Raw genomic sequence first — 18,818 nt, 5'->3', positions numbered from 1 at the left:
AAAAACAAAATGGACAAATGGCAAGAATTAACCATCACAGTCAATCGTGAGGCAGAAGAAGCGGCCTCCAATATTTTAATCGAATATGGCAGTCAGGGTGTGGCCATTGATGATAGTGCGGACTACCTTGGTAAGGTTGGTAAGTATGGCGAAGTTTTTCCAGAGGTGGAACAAGTGGAAATGGTTACCATTACTGCCTACTATCCTGAATCTGCTGATATGACAGTCATTACCGCACAGGTCAATGAGCGCTTAGCAGAATTAACCGATTTTGGTTTGCAGACGGGTGCTGTTCAGTTATCAACACAAGAGCTGGTTGAAGAAGATTGGGCAGAGAATTGGAAGAAGTACTACGAACCTACTCGTATCACCCATGACTTGACTATTGTGCCAAGCTGGACTGATTATGAAGCCCAAGCAGGTGAGAAAATCATCAAACTTGACCCCGGCATGGCTTTCGGCACAGGTACCCATCCGACAACAAAGATGAGCCTCTTTGCTTTGGAGCAAGTCTTGCGAGGTGGCGAAACGGTTATTGATGTCGGTACTGGAAGTGGGGTACTTTCCGTTGCTAGCTCACTTCTGGGTGCCAAGGAGATCTTCGCTTACGACTTAGATGATGTAGCGGTGTGCGTGGCTCAAGAAAATATTGATCTCAATGTTGGGACTGAAAACATTCATGTGACAGCGGGTGATCTACTCAAGGGTGTTGCGATTGAAGCGGACGTTATTGTAGCTAACATTTTGGCAGATATACTGGTCAATCTGACGGATGATGCCTATCGTCTTGTTAAGGACGAGGGTTATCTCATCATGTCCGGTATTATTTCAGAAAAATTAGATATGGTTCTTGAAGCGGCTCACAGCGCAGGCTTTTTCCTTGAAACCCACATGATTCAAGGCGAATGGAATGCCCTTGTCTTCAAGAAAACCGATGCTATTTCAGGCGTGATTGGAGGATAAATGCAGCAGTATTTTGTAAATGGCAAAGCTGACAAGCTGGTCACGATTACCGATAAGGATACTATCAAGCATATGTTTAATGTCATGCGCTTGACTGAGGATGACGAAGTGGTGCTGGTTTTTGATGATGGGATCAAACGTTTGGCGCGTGTGACCAATGTCCAAGAACACACTTTTGAAATTGTAGATGAGCTATCTGACAATGTGGAATTACCTGTCCAAGTCGTTATCGCTTCAGGATTCCCCAAAGGAGATAAATTGGAATTTCTTGCCCAAAAGACGACTGAGCTGGGTGCGTATGCTCTCTGGGCCTTTCCAGCTGATTGGTCTGTCGTTAAATGGGATAGTAAAAAATTGCTCAAAAAAGCCGATAAGCTGACTAAGATTGCCCAAGGAGCGGCTGAACAGTCCAAACGCAATATCATTCCGCAAGTCAAATTTTTTGAGAAAAAGTCTGACTTTCTGACTCAGTTGGCCGTATTTAATAAAATCTTCGTTGCCTATGAAGAATCTGCTAAAATCGGTGAAAGCGCAGCTCTGGCGCGTGAACTAGCACAACTGAGCGCAGACCAGCAAATTCTTTTCATTTTCGGTCCGGAAGGCGGCCTTTCACCAGCGGAGATAGCAGCCTTTGAGAAAGCTGGGGCTGTTAAAGTTGGACTAGGTCCCCGCATCATGCGAACAGAAACAGCTCCGTTGTTTGCTTTAAGCAGTATTAGTTATGTTCTGGAATTAGCAAAATAAGTAGGAATTGCTATCTGTTATAGTATCCTCAAGGGTAAAGTTAAATAGAATGAAAATTATAATGGCTGCAATAAAAAATGTTGCTAAATTAGCAGGAATTTCACCTTCTACTACATCCCGTGCTTTACATGACATGATTAGTCAGACAACAAAGGAGCGCGTGCGTCAGGCAATGAAAGAACTTAATTATTCTCCTAATTACTCCGCTCAAATGTGGTTAAAAAGCAAACCAATATTGTTGGAATTATTCTGCCTGTTCGTAAAAATCAAGAGATTTAGCTCTCACAATCATTTCAGGAGAGAACTTCTGCTTAAGGTAATGCAGGATTTGATTTTCTCCTGTGTTTCTTTATCATAAGTCACAGGCTTTACAGATTGCTTACGGTTAGTGTTGTAGGGATGTTGAGCATAGTCGGCTGTCAGCTTGGTACATCTTTTCAAACTTTCCGCTACGTCTTTGTTGTATGATTAAGCCACGTTTGATTTCGTTATGAATCGTTTGCAGAGCTTTCTTAAAAGTTTGGCAATAGCACCATTGCTTTTTCCAGCCTTCAATTAATTGAAGTTCCGTTATTGTCAAGTGTCCTCCTTTTGAGCTATAACGGTTTTGCATCTCAGAGTTTTTCTAATGTGGTTGTGATGAATAACATTATATCTCTCTGAGGTGTTTTTTAATATCTTCAAATGGCTAATTCATTTTAGAATTTTCAACTGCCTATTTTTTTGTTTATTTTCTTAAATTTTTTTTAAAATGCTCTTTACAAAATAAAAAATCATGATATAATAGAACCATAAAATGCAAACGTTTGCATGAAAAAGATGTTTGCTGGGAGGTAAAAATGAAAAATTATAAACAACTTTTTAGCTTCGAATTTTGGCAAAAATTCGGAAAATGTTTAATGGTTGTTATTGCTGTTATGCCTGCAGCAGGTTTGATGGTTTCTATTGGGAATTCATTAGCCTTGATTGACCCTAAGTCAACCCTTTTAGTGACTGTTGCTAATATCATTGCCCAAATTGGTTGGGGTGTTATCAACAACCTTCATATTTTATTTGCTGTGGCTATCGGGGGTAGCTGGGCTAAGGAACGTGCAGGTGGAGCTTTCGCTGCAGCCCTTGCCTTTATTTTGATTAACCTTATTACTGGTAACTTTTATGGCATATCGCTTGAGATGATTGCGGATAAAACAAGTTATGTGCACAATATCTTTGGCGGTAAGATGCACGTTGCTGATTACTTTATCAATGTACTTGGCCAACCTGCCTTGAACATGGGAGTTTTCGTTGGTATTATCTCTGGTTTCGTTGGCGCAACAGCTTATAACAAGTATTATAATTTCCGTAAACTTCCAGATGTTTTATCGTTCTTTAACGGAAAACGCTTTGTACCTTTTGTCGTTATTGTTCGTTCAACAATTGTTGCTTTAATTCTTTCTGTATTTTGGCCAATTGTACAATCTGGTATTAATGGTTTTGGTATGTGGATTGCTTCTTCACAACATACCGCACCGTTTCTTGCACCATTCCTTTATGGTACTTTAGAACGTTTACTGTTGCCATTTGGTTTACACCATATGTTAACGATTCCAATGAATTATACCCAACTCGGTGGTACTTATGTTGTCTTGACAGGTGCTCAAGCAGGAAAACATGTGCTTGGACAAGATCCACTTTGGTTAGCTTGGGTGCAAGACCTTATCCATCTTAAAGGTGCAGGTCATATGTCTCAATACCATCACTTGTTAACATCTGTAACTCCTGCTCGTTTCAAGGTAGGACAAATGATTGGTTCATCAGGTATTCTTATGGGACTTACATTGGCGATGTACCGCAATGTTGACCCAGATAAAAAAGAAAAATATAAAGGGATGTTCCTTTCAGCAGCTGTTGCCGTATTCTTAACAGGGGTAACAGAACCACTTGAATACATGTTTATGTTTGCAGCTTTACCGCTCTATCTTGTTTACGCTGTTGTTCAAGGTTTGGCCTTTGCATCAGCCGATTTGATTCACCTTCGTGTGCATTCATTTGGTAATATTGAGTTTCTGACGAGAACGCCAATGGCTATCAAAGCCGGTTTAGCTATGGATATTGTCAACTTTATCGTTGTTTCAGTTGTCTTTGGTGTTGCTATGTACTTCATTACCAACTTTATGATTAAGAAGTTTAATTTGGCAACTTCAGGACGTAATGGCAATTATGATACAGGTGACGATGCTTCTGACGAAACAGCTTCAAATAGTAATGCAGGAACAGCAAATGCTAATTCACAAATTGTAAAAATTATCAATCTTTTAGGTGGTAAAGAAAATATCTCTGATGTTGATGCTTGTATGACCCGCCTGCGTATTACTGTGACCGATGTTGCTAAAGTGGGTGATGAAGCTGCTTGGAAAAAAGCAGGAGCTATGGGCTTAATTGTCAAAGGCAATGGTGTTCAAGCCGTTTATGGTCCTAAGGCAGATGTCCTTAAATCTGATATTCAGGATTTATTAGATTCAGGAGTGGACATTCCTAAGACAGATATTACAGCTCCAGAAGAAGATAAGACAGCAGATGTCAGCTTCAAAGGAGTTACAGAAGAAGTAGCAACTGTGGCAGATGGTCAAGTACTTCCAATTACACAAGTACATGACCCAGTCTTCTCACAAAAAATGATGGGTGATGGTTTCGCTGTTGAGCCAGAAAATGGCAATATCTACTCTCCAGTAGCTGGTTTAGTAACTAGTGTCTTCCCAACCAAACATGCTCTTGGTCTTTTAACGGATGATGGACTTGAAGTTTTAGTTCATGTCGGTTTAGATACTGTTGCTCTTAATGGAGCTCCATTCTCTGCTAAGGTGAAAGATGGCCAACGTGTTGCATTAGGAGACTTACTTCTAGTTGCTGATTTGGAAGCTATCAAATCTGCAGATCGTGAAACAACTGTTATTGTTGCCTTTACAAATACAGCAGAACTTAAGTCTGTAACGCTTGAGAAAACAGGTCAACAAGCTGCTAAAACAGTTGTCGCCAAAGTAGAACTTTAAAAAGATTAAAAAGGAGTAGGCTAGAATCTAAAAAGTCTTTGCTTGAGATTCTAGATTCCGCTCCTTTTCTTGATTGATAAAGGAGGAACAATGGTTAAGTTATTAACAATCAATAGCCATAGTTGGATGGAAGAAGACCCACAAAAGAAATTAGAGATTTTAGGAAAAACAATTCTTGAAAATGATTATGATGTTATTTGCGTTCAAGAGGTGAATCAGCTTTTGCATTCAGAACCTGCTAAAGATTTGCCTAATTATTGTCAGGTGGCAGGAACTCCAGCCATTCATAAGGACAATTATGCTCTACAATTGGTGACTTTTTTATTGGAACAAGAGAGAGTTTATTATTGGTCTTGGGCTTATAATCATATCGGCTATGATCGTTTTCAAGAAGGCGTAGCTATTTTATCCAAAACACCGCTTGTCAGTCAGGGGATCCTCATATCAGATGTAGATGATGAGCATGACTACCATACGAGACGGGCTCTTTTAGGAAAAACGAAAATTGATCAGGAGGATATCGCTATTGTCAGTCTTCATATGTCTTGGTGGAACAAGGGGTTTCAAGGAGAATGGAACAAATTGGAAAGAGCACTGTCCAACCTAAAGCTTCCCTTACTTTTAATGGGGGATTTTAACAACCCTTATGAAAATGAAGGGTATCAAGCAATTCTAAAAAGTTCACTGAAGTTACAAGATAGCCACCAGTCAGCTAAAATTACTTATGGCAAAGCCACTATCCAAAAGGAAATTGATGGTTGGCAAGGCAATCAAGAAGCCCTCAAAGTTGATTATGTTTTCCTAAGTTCAGATTGGCAGGTGGAAAAATCAGAAGTTATTTTTGATGGGAAACATTACCCAATGATTAGTGATCACTGTGGTTTAGCCTGCCAAGCAAATTTGAATAAATAAGCAAAGACTCCTTATCTGTCAAAGATAGGAGCTTTTTTATTTGACGACTAAAAGTTTAGCTGCTAAGCGTATCATCAGGTATTCTCCCTTTTTCTTTTTAACCTAAAGTGTTAGAATAGGAATAAGATATTTTTAGAGAGGCAAAAGATGGCGAAAGATGCAAATTTAACAGGTCAAGAGGTTATTGATATCTGCTCAATGTATATGAATAAAGCAGATATTGCCTTTGTTCAAAAAGCTTTAGATTATGCCACGGAATGCCATAGCGGTCAATTTCGTAAGTCAGGGGAACCTTATATTATTCATCCTATTCAGGTTGCAGGAATTTTAGCCGACTTACATTTGGATGCTATTACAGTTTCCTGTGGCTTTTTGCATGATGTCATTGAAGATACCGAAGCAACTTTAGATCATTTAGAAGCGAAATTTGGCAGTGATGTTAAGAATATTGTTGATGGTGTCACAAAGCTAGGGAAAGTTGAGTATAAATCGCATGAAGAGCAGCTAGCAGAAAATCACCGTAAGATGTTGATGGCTATGTCCAAAGATATTCGTGTCATTCTGGTTAAATTAGCTGACCGTCTTCATAATATGCGGACGCTGAGGCATTTACGCAAGGATAAGCAAGAACGTATTTCACGCGAAACCATGGAAATTTATGCTCCCTTGGCGCATCGGCTGGGGATTAGTCGCATCAAATGGGAATTAGAAGATTTAGCTTTTCGTTATCTTAATGAAGTTGAATTTTATAAAATTTCGCATTTAATGAACGAAAAGCGTCGTGAACGTGAAGCATTAGTTGATGATATTGTTGATAAAATTAAAGCTTATACTGAAGAGCAGGGCTTACATGGTGAGATTTACGGACGTCCCAAACACATTTATTCCATTTATCGGAAGATGCGTGATAAGAAGAAACGTTTTGATCAAATTTATGATTTGATCGCTATTCGTTGTATTTTGGATACACAAAGTGATGTTTATGCCATGCTGGGTTATATTCATGAGCTTTGGCGTCCTATGCCCGGTCGTTTTAAGGACTATATTGCTAACCCTAAAGCAAATGGTTACCAATCCATTCATACAACTGTTTATGGACCCAAAGGGCCAATTGAAGTACAAATTCGGACGCATGAAATGCATCAAGTGGCTGAATATGGGGTAGCAGCTCACTGGGCTTATAAAAAGGGAATCAAAGGTAAGGTTAACAGTCAAGAATCAGCTCTAGGAATGAACTGGATTAAGGAACTTGTTGAGTTGCAAGACGCTTCCAATGGCAATGCGGTTGACTTTGTTGATTCTGTCAAAGAAGATATCTTTGCAGAGCGTATTTATGTTTTCACACCTAATGGTGCTGTTCAAGAATTGCCTAAGGATTCTGGTCCTATTGACTTTGCCTATGCCATTCATACACAGGTTGGAGAAAAAGCAACAGGCGCTAAAGTTAATGGTCGCATGGTCCCTTTAACAGCTAAGCTCAAAACAGGTGATGTGGTTGAAATCATCACAAATTCCAATTCTTTTGGTCCCAGCCGTGACTGGATTAATATTGTTAAGACCAATAAAGCTCGTAATAAAATTCGTCAATTTTTTAAAAACCAAGATAAGGAACTCTCTATCACAAAAGGCCGTGATTTGCTGGTTGATTATTTTCAAGAGCAGGGCTATGTGGCCAATAAATATTTGGATAGAAAACATATAGAGGCTGTTTTGAATCGTCTCAACTACCGTAATGAAGGAGCTCTTTATGCGGCTGTCGGTTTTGGTGAATTGTCGCCTGTTACCGTCTTTAATAAATTGACAGAAAAAGAACGCCGTGAACAAGAACGTGCCAAAGCTAAAGCGGAGGCTGAGGAACTTATGAAGGGCGGTGAAGTTAAGCACGACAATAAAAAAGAAGTCCTTAAGGTTAAAAGTGAAGGCGGTGTTATTGTCCAAGGTTCTTCTGGTCTCTTGATGCGGATTGCTAAGTGCTGTAACCCTGTCCCAGGCGATCCTATTGAAGGCTATATTACCAAAGGTCGTGGCGTTGCTATTCATCGTGCTGACTGTCATAATATTAAGAGTCAAGAAGGTTATGAAGAGCGTTTGATTGATGTCGAATGGGAAGATGATTATTCCACCAAGGAATATATGGCAGAAATTGATATTTATGGTCTCAACCGTGCCGGTCTCTTAAATGATGTTCTGCAAATCTTATCGAATCAAACAAAGAATATCTCAACGGTCAATGCCCAGCCAACTAAGGATATGAAATTTGCCAATATCCATGTGACTTTTGGCATCCCTAACTTAACCGTTTTAACAGCTGTTGTTGATAAAATTAAGGTCATTCCAGATGTTTATTCTGTTAAAAGGACAAATGGGTAAGTGCTGATGAAAATTGTCATTCAACGCGTTATGAAAGCCAGTCTGACTGTTGAAGGTAAGAGCAGGGCTTCCATTAACCAAGGCCTAGTCTTATTAGTCGGGATAGGTCCAGATGATGTTCAAGAAGACCTAACTTATGCTGTTCGGAAAATTACTAATATGAGAATTTTTTCGGATGAAGAAGGGAAGATGAACCTTTCCGTTCGAGACATTAAGGGGGAGGTTCTTTCTGTGTCTCAATTTACTCTCTTTGCTAATACGAAAAAGGGGAACCGTCCGGCCTTCACAGGAGCAGCGCAAGCGGATTTAGCCAGTTATTTGTATGATCAATTTAACCAAGAGCTAGCTCAGTTTGTTCCTGTTCAAACAGGAATATTTGGCTCTGATATGCAGGTATCTCTTACTAATGATGGCCCTGTGACGATTCTATTGGATACAAAAAATAAAGAGTAGACTTGTTCAGAAATAGCCACTGCGTCAGACTATTATGGCTATTTTATATGACAATCTCAGGATTTCTTATTCGTAATCTGATAGATTCACACTATTTTGTGGATAATTGCACAGCAATCATAGAAGTTTATCTCACTTTCATTGGCCTTTAAAAGTCTTCTTACAGTGACCATTTGATGCATTCAATCTTGCTTATCATCAATAATCTTATATGAAAAAGTTTGGAAATTTTTCATGAAACTCTCATTGAAATTTTGTAATATTTTTGATAAAATACAAATTTATATTGTTAATATTAATATTATATGACAAAATGAATACTTGGAGTTAAAAAATGAAAAAGAATGAGCAAAAAATGATTAAGATGTTTTTATCCTCTGTTGTAACCATACTGCTTTTTACAAATGGTATGGCAGTATTGGCTGATGATAGTTCAACAGACATGACAGGTATGAGCGATGTAACTCAAAAGGCGCCTGCTGAGGATATGGAACAGTCAAATAGGCAAACGGCTGAACCAGCTATTAGGTCAGCTGAAACGGTGGATTCGACCATTAACTCTTTTCAAGAGACAGACCTTAAGGTGCAAGAGAAGGAGGATGCTGCGGCTGCAGTACAGACAGAACCGGCGTCAATAGATTCTAATGAACAGGGACAATCGGTCTCTGCAAATACTAACACACAATCTCAAGCGAAGAAACTTTCTAACAATTCCCATCAGGAGCCAATGCAAATGGCATCTGCCGCCAATAAAGAAAGGGTTGTGCTAGAAACTGCACAGAATCAAAAGAATGGCAACATGATAAATCTGACAACAGATAAAGCAGTCTACCAGGCGGGAGAGGCTGTTCATTTGAACCTTACTTTAAACAATACAACATCTTTAGCCCAAAATATTACAGCTACTGCTGAGGTTTATTCCCTTGAAAATAAATTAAAGACACTTCAGTATACGAAGTATCTTCTGCCTAATGAAAGTTATACAACTCAAAAAGGTGAATTCGTTATTCCTGCAAACTCCTTAGCTAATAATCGCGGTTATCTTTTGAAGGTTAACATATCAGATAGCCAAAATAATATTTTAGAGCAGGGCAATCGGGCTATTGCGGTTGAGGATGACTGGCGTACCTTTCCGCGTTATGCTGCTATTGGAGGATCTCAAAAAGACAATAACAGTGTCTTGACTAAGAACTTACCAGATTATTATCGCGAATTAGAGCAGATGAAAAATATGAACATTAATTCCTATTTCTTCTATGATGTTTATAAGTCTGCTACAAATCCTTTCCCTAATGTTCCTAAGTTTGATCAGTCTTGGAATTGGTGGAGCCATTCGCAGGTTGAAACAGATGCTGTTAAAGCCTTGGTCAATCGTGTCCATCAAACTGGCGCTGTTGCCATGCTCTATAATATGATTTTAGCACAGAATGCTAATGAAACGGCTGTTTTACCAGATACTGAGTACATCTATAATTATGAGACTGGTGGTTATGGTCAAAATGGTCAGGTCATGACTTACTCTATTGATGATAAGCCGCTGCAATATTATTACAATCCTTTGAGTAAAAGTTGGCAAAATTATATTTCTAATGCCATGGCTCAAGCTATGAAAAATGGCGGTTTTGATGGCTGGCAGGGAGATACAATTGGAGATAATCGTGTTCTTTCCCATAACCAAAAGGACAGTCGAGATATTGCTCATTCCTTTATGTTATCTGATGTCTATGCTGAATTTCTCAATAAAATGAAGGAAAAACTGCCTCAGTATTATTTAACACTCAATGATGTTAATGGTGAAAATATCAGCAAACTCGCCAACAGCAAACAAGATGTGATTTACAATGAATTATGGCCTTTTGGAACTTCAGCTTTGGGGAACCGTCCCCAAGAAAGTTATGGTGACTTGAAAGCTCGTGTTGATCAAGTTCGCCAAGCGACAGGGAAATCTTTGATTGTCGGAGCTTATATGGAAGAGCCTAAATTTGATGATAATAGGATTCCTCTCAATGGTGCAGCGCGTGACGTTTTAGCTTCAGCAACTTACCAAACAGATGCGGTTCTGCTGACAACTGCGGCCATTGCGGCAGCAGGAGGATATCACATGTCTCTGGCTGCTCTGGCTAATCCTAATGATGGGGGTGGTGTCGGTGTCTTAGAAACAGCTTATTATCCAACACAAAGCCTCAAGGTTTCGAAAGAGCTCAATCGTAAAAACTATCATTACCAACAATTTATTACGGCTTATGAAAATCTTTTGCGTGATAAAGTTGAAAATGATTCTGCTGAACCTCAGACTTTCACTGCTAACGGTCGGCAGCTATCGCAAGATGCTTTGGGGATCAATGGCGATCAGGTTTGGACTTATGCCAAAAAGGGAAACGATTTCAGAACGATTCAATTGCTCAACCTTATGGGAATTACATCCGACTGGAAAAATGAAGATGGTTATGAAAATAATAAAACACCTGATGAGCAAACCAATTTATTGGTTACTTATCCTTTGACTGGTGTGTCTATGGCAGAGGCTGATCGAATAGCTAAACAAGTCTATCTGACGTCACCAGATGATTGGCTGCAATCTAGTATGATTTCTCTAGCGACTCAGGTAAAAACGAATGAGAATGGCGATCCTGTTCTTTATATTCAAGTGCCAAGACTGACGCTTTGGGATATGATTTATATTAATGAAACCATTAAACCAGAAACGCCTAAAGTTCCAGAACAGCCCCAACATCCTGCTAGGACACTTGAACCAGCAATTCCGCAAACTCCAGAAGCAGTCAACCCTCTCCCAGTAGCTAATAAGCAGGCAGTAGATGAAAATAAAAATGAGATTGTTTCAGCCTTAACCGGTGAAGAAAATGACTTGCAGTTGCCAACTCTTTCCAAACAATCATTGCCAATCTCCCAAGCAGAGTTACCGCAAACAGGAGATAACAATGAAACGCGCTCCAATCTCCTCAAAGTGATAGGTGCTGGTGCGCTTCTAATCGGCGCTGCAGGATTATTAAGCTTGATAAAGGGTAGAAAAAAAGATTGATTGTAATAGTGCGATAGTTTCATTGTAAGTTTTATTATGTGACAAGAAACCTCAGATAATTGTATCTGAGGTTTTTGCATATCACAAATTAATCACTCGATTATTCTCTTTTAGAAAACGCACAATATTAACTTTCAACTCTTTAAAATCATCTTGAAAAGCAGCAATCTTAATCGTTTTTTCTAGCCACTTTAAATGAGGTGTCCGACTGATAGCCATTCATAGACAGAAAAAAGATGCAATACAAGCAGTGCTGTGCACTTGTTAGCATTGTAAAATAGGTGCTTTTTGATAATTATTTATCCAGATGATAGCCTCTTTTTATTTTGTACTTTCCTTGTTGTCTTAATCACGATGCCGTCTGGCAAAGTCAACAAAACGGAACTTTTCCAGTTTGTGCCGGCTTTCAGTGAATTGAAATTGCTGCTGATTACTGAGATAAACTTTAGATTTAACCGAAACGACATGATTTTCAGAATCCAAATCAAGCAAAATTTTATCTTTTTGCGATACTTGATCTATGGTAATAATCTTTTGAGCATAGGCAATGTCCAGCTTAAGTTGATTTTCAAGATAATCATAGATAGAATGTTCAGCGATTTCTCTGGTCATATGAGGAATCAATGCTTTATCCAAATAATCCGTATCTAAAATGGAAGCAACGCCGTCTATTACGCGCTGTCTTGTAATGCGCCAGACAAGACCTTTATTTTCAAAACCGGTTAGTTTGGTGAGTTTCTCATCAACAATCAGTTTATCAATAGCAATAACATTTGTCTTGACATTCATCTGCAATTGTTTAACCAATTCTTGATAGCTGGTTAGTTGAGAAACAGGAAAGTTAATGCGCTCACGCTTGATAATTTGGGATCCTCTTCCCTGTACTGTTTTAATAAAACCTGCCTTAGTCAAGAGCTGTAAAGCCTTTCTAACAGTATCTCGGCTGCTGGCATAGATCTGGCTAAGTTCCATTTCAGGGGGAAGATAGTCACCCATTTGATAGTGTCCTTTGAGAATATCTTCTTCTAGTTTTTTAAAAATAATTTCATATTTTTTCATAAGCAATTCAATCTAATTTGTCTAAAAAAATGCATACAACTGACCTTATTTTAACAAAAATTGCGCTTTTTTTCTATGGACAACTTGCCAACAAATTTGTAATCGTTTACAATGAAAAAGTAAACATACTGTTATCATATTAAAGGAGGACTAGGTTAACCTAGGAAAAATTTATGGGAAAATTTGAAAAAGATGCCAAGGTATTACTAGATGCTATTGGCGGCAAAGAAAATGTTTCTGCTGTTACACATTGTGCAACACGTATGCGCTTTGTTTTAAATGATGAAAGTAAAGCCGATGTTAAGACAATTGAAGCTATTCCGGCTGTAAAGGGAACTTTTACCAATGCGGGGCAATTCCAAATTATTATTGGGAATGATGTTCCTTTGTTTTATAATGATTTTACAGCTGTTTCAGGTATTGAAGGGGTCTCTAAGGAAACCGCTAAGTCGGCTGCTAAAAGCCATCAGAATCCTATTCAGCGTGTGATGACTCTGTTAGCAGAAATTTTCACCCCTATTATCCCAGCTATCATTGTTGGGGGGCTGATTCTTGGATTTCGTAATGTCATTGATCAGGTTCAATGGGGATTTCTAGATGGACAAACAATCGCACAGCATTCACAATTTTGGAGTGGTATCAGTTCATTTCTATGGCTGCCGGGCGAAGCCATCTTCCAATTTTTACCTGTAGGTATTGTTTGGTCTGTCAGCCGTAAGATGGGAACGAGTCAAATTTTAGGTATTGTACTTGGAATTTGTTTGGTTTCACCGCAGCTGCTGAATGCCTATAATGTAGCTAGTACACCCGCAGCTGAAATCGCTAAAAAATGGGTTTGGGATTTTGGTTTCTTTACGGTGAGACGTATTGGTTATCAAGGGCAAGTTATCCCAGCTTTACTAGCTGGACTTTCTCTTTCGTATCTTGAGATCTTTTGGCGCAAGAAAATTCCAGAAGTGGTTTCCATGATTTTTGTTCCCTTTTTATCTCTTATCCCAGCATTGATTTTAGCCCATACTGTTCTGGGGCCAATTGGCTGGACTATTGGACAATGGATTTCAACAATTGTATATGCAGGTCTAACCGGTCCTGTTAAGTGGCTTTTTGGAGCTATCTTTGGAGCTCTCTATGCGCCATTTGTTATCACTGGTCTACATCATATGACTAATGCTATTGATACGCAATTAGTAGCAGATACAGGAGGTACAGGACTATGGCCAATGATTGCTCTTTCTAATATTGCTCAAGGATCAGCAGTATTTGCTTATTATCTTATGAACCGTCATGAAGAACGTGAAGCACAAGTTTCACTTCCAGCCACTATCTCAGCTTATCTTGGTGTGACAGAACCAGCACTTTTTGGGGTGAATATCAAATATGTTTATCCTCTTGTAGCTGGAATGATTGGCTCTTCTATTGCAGGCTTCCTTTCAGTCACATTTAACGTAACAGCTAATGCTATTGGTATTGGTGGTCTTCCAGGAATTTTGTCTATCAAAGTTAAATATATGCTTCCATTTTTCATCATTATGTTAGTGGCTATCGCAGTTCCTATGGTTTTAACAGTTTTCTTCCGTAGGATTAACTTTCTCACTAAATCTGAAGATGAAGCTCATCAAGAAAAAACAGAAACTGCTGAAATATCAGCATCAGAAAAGACTAATGAACCTGCTGTAGGAACAACGTTTGAGATTAAAAGTCCTTTAAAGGGTCAAGTCAAACCTTTGTCTGAAGCGGTTGATCCTGTTTTTGCCCAAGGTGTCATGGGACAAGGTGTTTTGATTGATCCAAGTGAAGGTCTCTTAACGTCTCCTGTTAATGGTGTGGTTTCTGTTCTCTTTCCAACAAAACATGCTATTGGTCTTGTAACAGATCAAGGACTTGAATTATTGATCCATATTGGTATGGACACGGTCAATCTGGAAGGAAAAGGTTTTGAAACATATGTCAAACAAGGAGATACGATCAAGGTCGGAGACAAATTGATTCGTTTTGATATTGATGCTATCCATCAGGCAGATTATACTACAGAGACACCTGTTATTGTCACCAATCAAAATGACTACCAGCCTGATGTCGTTGGAAACCTTCCTCGTGAAATTGAACGCGGTGAGGTCCTCTTAACAGCAAGCAAAATATAGGATCAATTATTGTAAGGAGAATAAAATGACATTAGACAAAAGGAAAGTTGTCTATCAAATTTATCCCAAATCGTATAAAGACACAAGTGGAAATGGGGTCGGAGATCTTCAGGGAATTATTGAAAAATTACCTTATTTAGAAGAATTGGGAATTGATGTCATCTGGCTCAATCCATTCTATCCCAGTCCCCAGCGTGACAATGGCTATGATGTGTCTGACTATACTGCTGTGAATCCTTTATTTGGGAGCATGGCCGATTTTGAAGAACTATCGCGTAAAGGAAGAGAGCATGGCATTGAGATCATGCTGGACATGGTTCTTAATCACTGTTCCACAGAACATGAGTGGTTCCAAAAGGCCTTGGCTGGAGATAAGTATTATCAGGATTTCTTTATTTTAAGAGACAGGCCTACTGACTGGGTTTCTAAATTCGGGGGCAATGCTTGGGCACCTTTTGGAGAGACAGGGAAGTATTACCTGCATCTGTATGATGTCACGCAGGCTGATTTAAATTGGCGCAATCCTCACGTTCGTGAGGAACTGTTTAAGGTGGTCAATTTCTGGCGCAACAGGGGAGTCAAGGGCTTTCGCTTTGATGTTATCAATGTGATTGGGAAAGACGAGGTCCTAAAGGATAATCCTCATTTTGATGGGAAACCTGAATATACAGACCGTCCCATTAATCATGATTATTTAAAAATGCTCAATAAAGCCAGCTTTGGTCAGGATGAAAATGGTATGACTGTTGGCGAGATGAGTTTTACAGACATTCCTAACTGCATACAATACAGCAATCCTAACAATCATGAGTTGGATATGGTCTTTAATTTTCATCATCTTAAAGTGGATTATGAAAATGGTCAAAAATGGACACGCAAAACGTTTGATTTTGAAGAACTGAAACATCTCTTTCATACTTGGGGTGAAGGGATGAGTCAAGGTAACGGCTGGTCTGCTCTCTTTTGGAATAATCACGATCAGCCACGAGCGCTTAATCGCTTTGTTGATATTAAGCAGTTTCGCAATGAAGGAGCGACCATGCTTGCAGCCTCGATTCATTTATCTCGTGGTACGCCCTATATTTATATGGGGGAAGAAATTGGCATGATTGATCCAGACTATGATTCTATGGCTGATTATGTTGATGTGGAAAGCCTGAATGCCTATCAAGAATTAATAGATAAAGGCAAATCTTCTGAGGAAGCCTTTCACATTATTCGAGCCAAATCGCGTGATAATGCACGTACCCCTATGCAATGGGATGCTAGCAATAATGCAGGTTTTTCAACTGGCAGGCCGTGGCTGAAGGTTGGAAAGAGCTATCCGCAAATCAATGTGGCTAATGAAAAACAAGGTAAGATCTTTCCTTTTTATCAAAAATTGATTCGTTTGCGAAAAGAAATGCCGCTAATTGCTCAAGGCAGTTATCAAGCAGCTTTGACAGACAGTGATAAAATCTATGCCTTTGAACGAGAGTACGAAGGCCAAAAGCTGCTGGTTCTCAATAATTTCTTTGCTGAAACAGTTGAGCTAGACTTGCCTTCCCTTTATCAAACAGGGACCGTTCTCATTAGTAATTACAATGATGTTATCTTAGATAAACGGATTTCCTTAAAACCCTATCAGACAGTAGCGATTTTAGCAGAAGTCTGATAAGAATCTATTACTATAAGGAGGAATAAAAGGAAGCTTATGGAGTCAATGTCATTAAGTTAATCTAAGTTGATAACATTGCCCTACTACAGTCGTTTATAATTCAGCTCCGCTTTATATTCCTGCTATTGTTTATCTTGGCAATAAAGTTTATGAATCTCTTCGTAAAGATTTTGATTTGCCTTCAAATAAAGCAGAAGCAAAGAAAACGATAGCAGATATTAAGAGTGATCAAAGGTAATTTACGGGAAACGTTATTAGAATTACAACACAAAAAGATTGGCTAAACAACATTGCTCGTAATTTAGGTGCAGTTTATTTAGGCAAAGAACATATTATTATCAATTCTGGGGGTCATGATTTGCAGGGTATTGTAAATGATATGAAGCAAGTTGCTAATGTGAAGGCATTGGTTAGTATCTAGCAAAGAAAAAAACTTCAAAGTCCGACACTGCTTAAATCGGACTTTTTTGTTACAATAGAAAGCGTATAGAAATGGAGAATAGTTATGGTACGTTTACAAGATGATTTTTATAACGCAGTCAATGGTCAGTGGGAAGAGGCAGCGGTCATTCCTGATGATAAACCACGGACGGGTGGCTTTTCTGACTTGGCTGATGATATTGAAGATTTAATGTTAGAAACTACTGACAAGTGGCTGGATGGGAAAGATGTTCCTGATGATAGTATTTTACAAAATTTTGTGAAGTTTCATCGTCAGGTGGCGGACTATGATGCGCGTGAAGAGGTGGGTGTTAAGCCAGTGCTGCCTCTCATTGAAGAATATAAGAGTTTAACTTCTTTTGCTGATTTTGCTTCCAACATAGCCACTTATGAAATGGCTGGCAAGCCTAATGAGCTTCCTTTTGGTGTGGCACCGGATTTTATGAATGCACAAATGAATGTGCTTTGGGCCGAGGCTCCAAATCTTATTTTACCAGATACCACTTATTATGCTGAAGGTAACGACAAAGGTAAGGAACTGCTTGCTAAGTGGCGTACGATGCAAGAGGAACTTTTGCCTAAGTTTGGTTTTGAAGAAGCAGAAATTAAAGATCTTCTAGATAAGGTGCTTACTTTAGATGCCAAATTGGCTCAATATGTTCTTTCCAGTGAGGAATCATCAGAATATGTGAAGCTTTACCATCCTTATGATTGGGCTGATTTTACCAAATTAACGCCAGAACTGCCTTTAGATGCGATTTTTACACAGATTTTAGGTCAAAAACCTGATAAAGTTATCGTTCCTGAAGAGCGTTTTTGGACAAATTTTGCAGCTGAATTTTATTCAGAAAAAAATTGGCCTTTCTTAAAAGCTACCTTAGTTTTAGCTGCAGCAAGTTCTTATAATGCTTACCTGACAGATGATATTCGTATCCTTTCAGGAAGCTATAATCGTGCTCTTTCAGGGACACCTCAAGCTATGGATAAGAAAAAAGCCGCTTTTTATCTGGCTCAGGGCCCTTATAATCAAGCACTCGGTCTTTGGTACGCTGGCGAGAAATTTTCTCCTGAAGCAAAGAAAGATGTGGAAGCTAAAGTGGCAACTATGATTGAGGTTTATAAAGAACGTTTGCATAAGACGGACTGGTTGGCTCAAGAAACGCGTAATAAGGCTATTACCAAACTCAATGTCATAACGCCTCATATTGGTTATCCAGAACAATTACCCAAGACTTATGCTCAAAAGATTATTGACGACAATCTCAATCTAGTGGAAAATGCTCAAAATTTGGCTAAAATCTCAATTGCCTATAATTGGAGCAAGTGGAATCAACCAGTTGATCGCAGTGAATGGCATATGCCAGCTCACATGGTTAATGCTTACTATGATCCGCAGCAAAATCAAATTGTCTTTCCAGCGGCTATTTTGCAGGCACCATTTTATTCATTGGAGCAATCTTCATCTGCTAATTACGGTGGCATTGGTGCTGTCATTGCCCATGAAATCTCTCACGCTTTTGATACGAATGGCGCTTCCTTTGATGAAAATGGCAGTCTTAACAACTGGTGGACTGATGAAGATTATGCGGCTTTTAAAAAGCGTACAGACAGAGTTGTTGAACAGTTTGAAGGACTTGATTCTTATGGTGCTAAGGTCAACGGTCAGCTAACTGTTTCGGAAAATGTGGCTGATCTTGGTGGCCTTGCCTGTGCTCTTGAAGCTGCCAAACGTGAAGCAGATTTTTCTGTCCGTGATTTCTTTATTAATTTTGCAACGATCTGGCGCATGAAAGCACGCGACGAATATATGCAAATGCTAGCAAGTATTGACGTTCATGCTCCAGCTAAATGGCGGACCAATGTTACAGTTACCAACTTTGACGAATTCCACCAAGAATTTGCGGTTAAAGAAGGTGATGGCATGTGGCGTGATGAAGATAAACGTGTTATTATTTGGTAGATATCTAGTTTATATTTATGATGTGTTAACTCGCTTTATTATATTAAAA

At 39.0% G+C, this 18,818-nt stretch carries 14 protein-coding genes and 1 pseudogene; 12 read left to right on the top strand and 3 right to left on the bottom strand.

Features of this window, described 5'->3' with window-relative positions; translation table 11 throughout:
• The first annotated feature begins 9 nt into the window (after positions 1-9).
• From prmA to FNL60_RS09685, 3 genes are all read left to right on the top strand, one after another.
• Positions 10-963 (top strand): 50S ribosomal protein L11 methyltransferase, encoded by a 954-nt coding sequence (prmA, locus tag FNL60_RS09695; RefSeq protein ID WP_002279983.1) that lies wholly within the window; start codon positions 10-12, stop codon positions 961-963.
• Entirely contained in the window at positions 964-1,707 is a 744-nt protein-coding gene (locus FNL60_RS09690) for a 16S rRNA (uracil(1498)-N(3))-methyltransferase (RefSeq protein ID WP_002279984.1), read from the top strand.
• 61 nt (positions 1,708-1,768) lie between these two features.
• A complete protein-coding gene (locus FNL60_RS09685) occupies positions 1,769-2,065 on the top strand; it encodes a LacI family DNA-binding transcriptional regulator (RefSeq protein ID WP_002269405.1) in 297 nt (98 codons plus the stop codon).
• Between the two features lie 27 nt (positions 2,066-2,092).
• On the opposite strand, the gene FNL60_RS09675 is transcribed toward FNL60_RS09685, so the two are convergent.
• Positions 2,093-2,287, bottom strand: a complete 195-nt coding sequence (locus FNL60_RS09675) for a hypothetical protein (protein WP_002312123.1) — start codon at positions 2,285-2,287, stop codon at positions 2,093-2,095.
• A 259-nt stretch (positions 2,288-2,546) separates the two neighbouring features.
• On the opposite strand from FNL60_RS09675, the gene FNL60_RS09670 reads away from it, so the two are divergent.
• The 5 genes from FNL60_RS09670 (at position 2,547) to dexA (ending at position 11,511) form a co-directional block, all read left to right on the top strand.
• On the top strand, positions 2,547-4,736 hold the full coding sequence (locus FNL60_RS09670; protein ID WP_002271948.1) for a PTS transporter subunit IIBC: 2,190 nt from the start codon (positions 2,547-2,549) through the stop codon (positions 4,734-4,736).
• Between the two features lie 90 nt (positions 4,737-4,826).
• Positions 4,827-5,648, top strand: coding sequence for an endonuclease/exonuclease/phosphatase family protein (locus FNL60_RS09665; protein ID WP_002265242.1), 822 nt, complete (start codon positions 4,827-4,829; stop codon positions 5,646-5,648).
• Between the two features lie 147 nt (positions 5,649-5,795).
• Positions 5,796-8,018 (top strand): RelA/SpoT family protein, encoded by a 2,223-nt coding sequence (locus tag FNL60_RS09660; RefSeq protein ID WP_002266259.1) that lies wholly within the window; start codon positions 5,796-5,798, stop codon positions 8,016-8,018.
• Positions 8,019-8,024: 6 nt separating this feature from the next.
• Positions 8,025-8,471, top strand: a complete 447-nt coding sequence (gene dtd, locus FNL60_RS09655; RefSeq protein ID WP_002269409.1) for a D-aminoacyl-tRNA deacylase — start codon at positions 8,025-8,027, stop codon at positions 8,469-8,471.
• 487 nt (positions 8,472-8,958) lie between these two features.
• Positions 8,959-11,511: a dextranase DexA gene (dexA, locus tag FNL60_RS09650; RefSeq protein ID WP_080036121.1), complete on the top strand. Its 2,553-nt coding sequence runs from the start codon at positions 8,959-8,961 to the stop codon at positions 11,509-11,511.
• A gap of 81 nt (positions 11,512-11,592) precedes the next feature.
• On the opposite strand, the gene FNL60_RS10390 is transcribed toward dexA, so the two are convergent.
• Both FNL60_RS10390 and treR read right to left on the bottom strand, forming a co-directional pair.
• Positions 11,593-11,730 (bottom strand): hypothetical protein, encoded by a 138-nt coding sequence (locus FNL60_RS10390; RefSeq protein ID WP_002279987.1) that lies wholly within the window; start codon positions 11,728-11,730, stop codon positions 11,593-11,595.
• Between the two features lie 126 nt (positions 11,731-11,856).
• On the bottom strand, positions 11,857-12,570 hold the full coding sequence (gene treR, locus FNL60_RS09645) for a trehalose operon repressor (RefSeq protein ID WP_002274633.1): 714 nt from the start codon (positions 12,568-12,570) through the stop codon (positions 11,857-11,859).
• Positions 12,571-12,743: 173 nt separating this feature from the next.
• On the opposite strand from treR, the gene treP reads away from it, so the two are divergent.
• The 4 genes and pseudogenes from treP to FNL60_RS09625 all read left to right on the top strand — a co-directional run bounded on the left by treP (position 12,744) and on the right by FNL60_RS09625 (position 18,769).
• Positions 12,744-14,711 carry a PTS system trehalose-specific EIIBC component gene (gene treP, locus FNL60_RS09640; protein WP_002279988.1) on the top strand — a complete coding sequence of 656 codons (1,968 nt, stop codon included), beginning with the start codon at positions 12,744-12,746 and terminating at the stop codon, positions 14,709-14,711.
• Between the two features lie 25 nt (positions 14,712-14,736).
• Positions 14,737-16,365, top strand: a complete 1,629-nt coding sequence (treC, locus tag FNL60_RS09635; protein ID WP_002279989.1) for an alpha,alpha-phosphotrehalase — start codon at positions 14,737-14,739, stop codon at positions 16,363-16,365.
• 85 nt (positions 16,366-16,450) lie between these two features.
• Positions 16,451-16,789: pseudogene (locus FNL60_RS09630) on the top strand (lipase); the annotation flags it as partial.
• Between the two features lie 84 nt (positions 16,790-16,873).
• Positions 16,874-18,769 carry a M13 family metallopeptidase gene (locus FNL60_RS09625; RefSeq protein ID WP_002279990.1) on the top strand — a complete coding sequence of 632 codons (1,896 nt, stop codon included), beginning with the start codon at positions 16,874-16,876 and terminating at the stop codon, positions 18,767-18,769.
• Positions 18,770-18,818 lie beyond the last annotated feature (49 nt).

Origin of the sequence: Streptococcus mutans (genome assembly GCF_006739205.1) — a bacterium.
Classification (GTDB): Bacteria; Bacillota; Bacilli; order Lactobacillales; family Streptococcaceae; genus Streptococcus; species Streptococcus mutans.
This window is presented reverse-complemented; position numbering and strand designations above follow the sequence as displayed.

Coding starts and splice junctions, on each gene's coding strand:
- prmA (WP_002279983.1), top strand. CDS start 10: ATGGACAAATGGCAAGAATTAACCATCACAGTCAATCGTGAGGCAGAA.
- FNL60_RS09690 (WP_002279984.1), top strand. CDS start 964: ATGCAGCAGTATTTTGTAAATGGCAAAGCTGACAAGCTGGTCACGATT.
- FNL60_RS09685 (WP_002269405.1), top strand. CDS start 1,769: ATGGCTGCAATAAAAAATGTTGCTAAATTAGCAGGAATTTCACCTTCT.
- FNL60_RS09670 (WP_002271948.1), top strand. CDS start 2,547: ATGAAAAATTATAAACAACTTTTTAGCTTCGAATTTTGGCAAAAATTC.
- FNL60_RS09665 (WP_002265242.1), top strand. CDS start 4,827: ATGGTTAAGTTATTAACAATCAATAGCCATAGTTGGATGGAAGAAGAC.
- FNL60_RS09660 (WP_002266259.1), top strand. CDS start 5,796: ATGGCGAAAGATGCAAATTTAACAGGTCAAGAGGTTATTGATATCTGC.
- dtd (WP_002269409.1), top strand. CDS start 8,025: ATGAAAATTGTCATTCAACGCGTTATGAAAGCCAGTCTGACTGTTGAA.
- dexA (WP_080036121.1), top strand. CDS start 8,959: ATGGAACAGTCAAATAGGCAAACGGCTGAACCAGCTATTAGGTCAGCT.
- FNL60_RS10390 (WP_002279987.1), bottom strand. CDS start 11,730: ATGGCTATCAGTCGGACACCTCATTTAAAGTGGCTAGAAAAAACGATT.
- treR (WP_002274633.1), bottom strand. CDS start 12,570: ATGAAAAAATATGAAATTATTTTTAAAAAACTAGAAGAAGATATTCTC.
- treP (WP_002279988.1), top strand. CDS start 12,744: ATGGGAAAATTTGAAAAAGATGCCAAGGTATTACTAGATGCTATTGGC.
- treC (WP_002279989.1), top strand. CDS start 14,737: ATGACATTAGACAAAAGGAAAGTTGTCTATCAAATTTATCCCAAATCG.
- FNL60_RS09625 (WP_002279990.1), top strand. CDS start 16,874: ATGGTACGTTTACAAGATGATTTTTATAACGCAGTCAATGGTCAGTGG.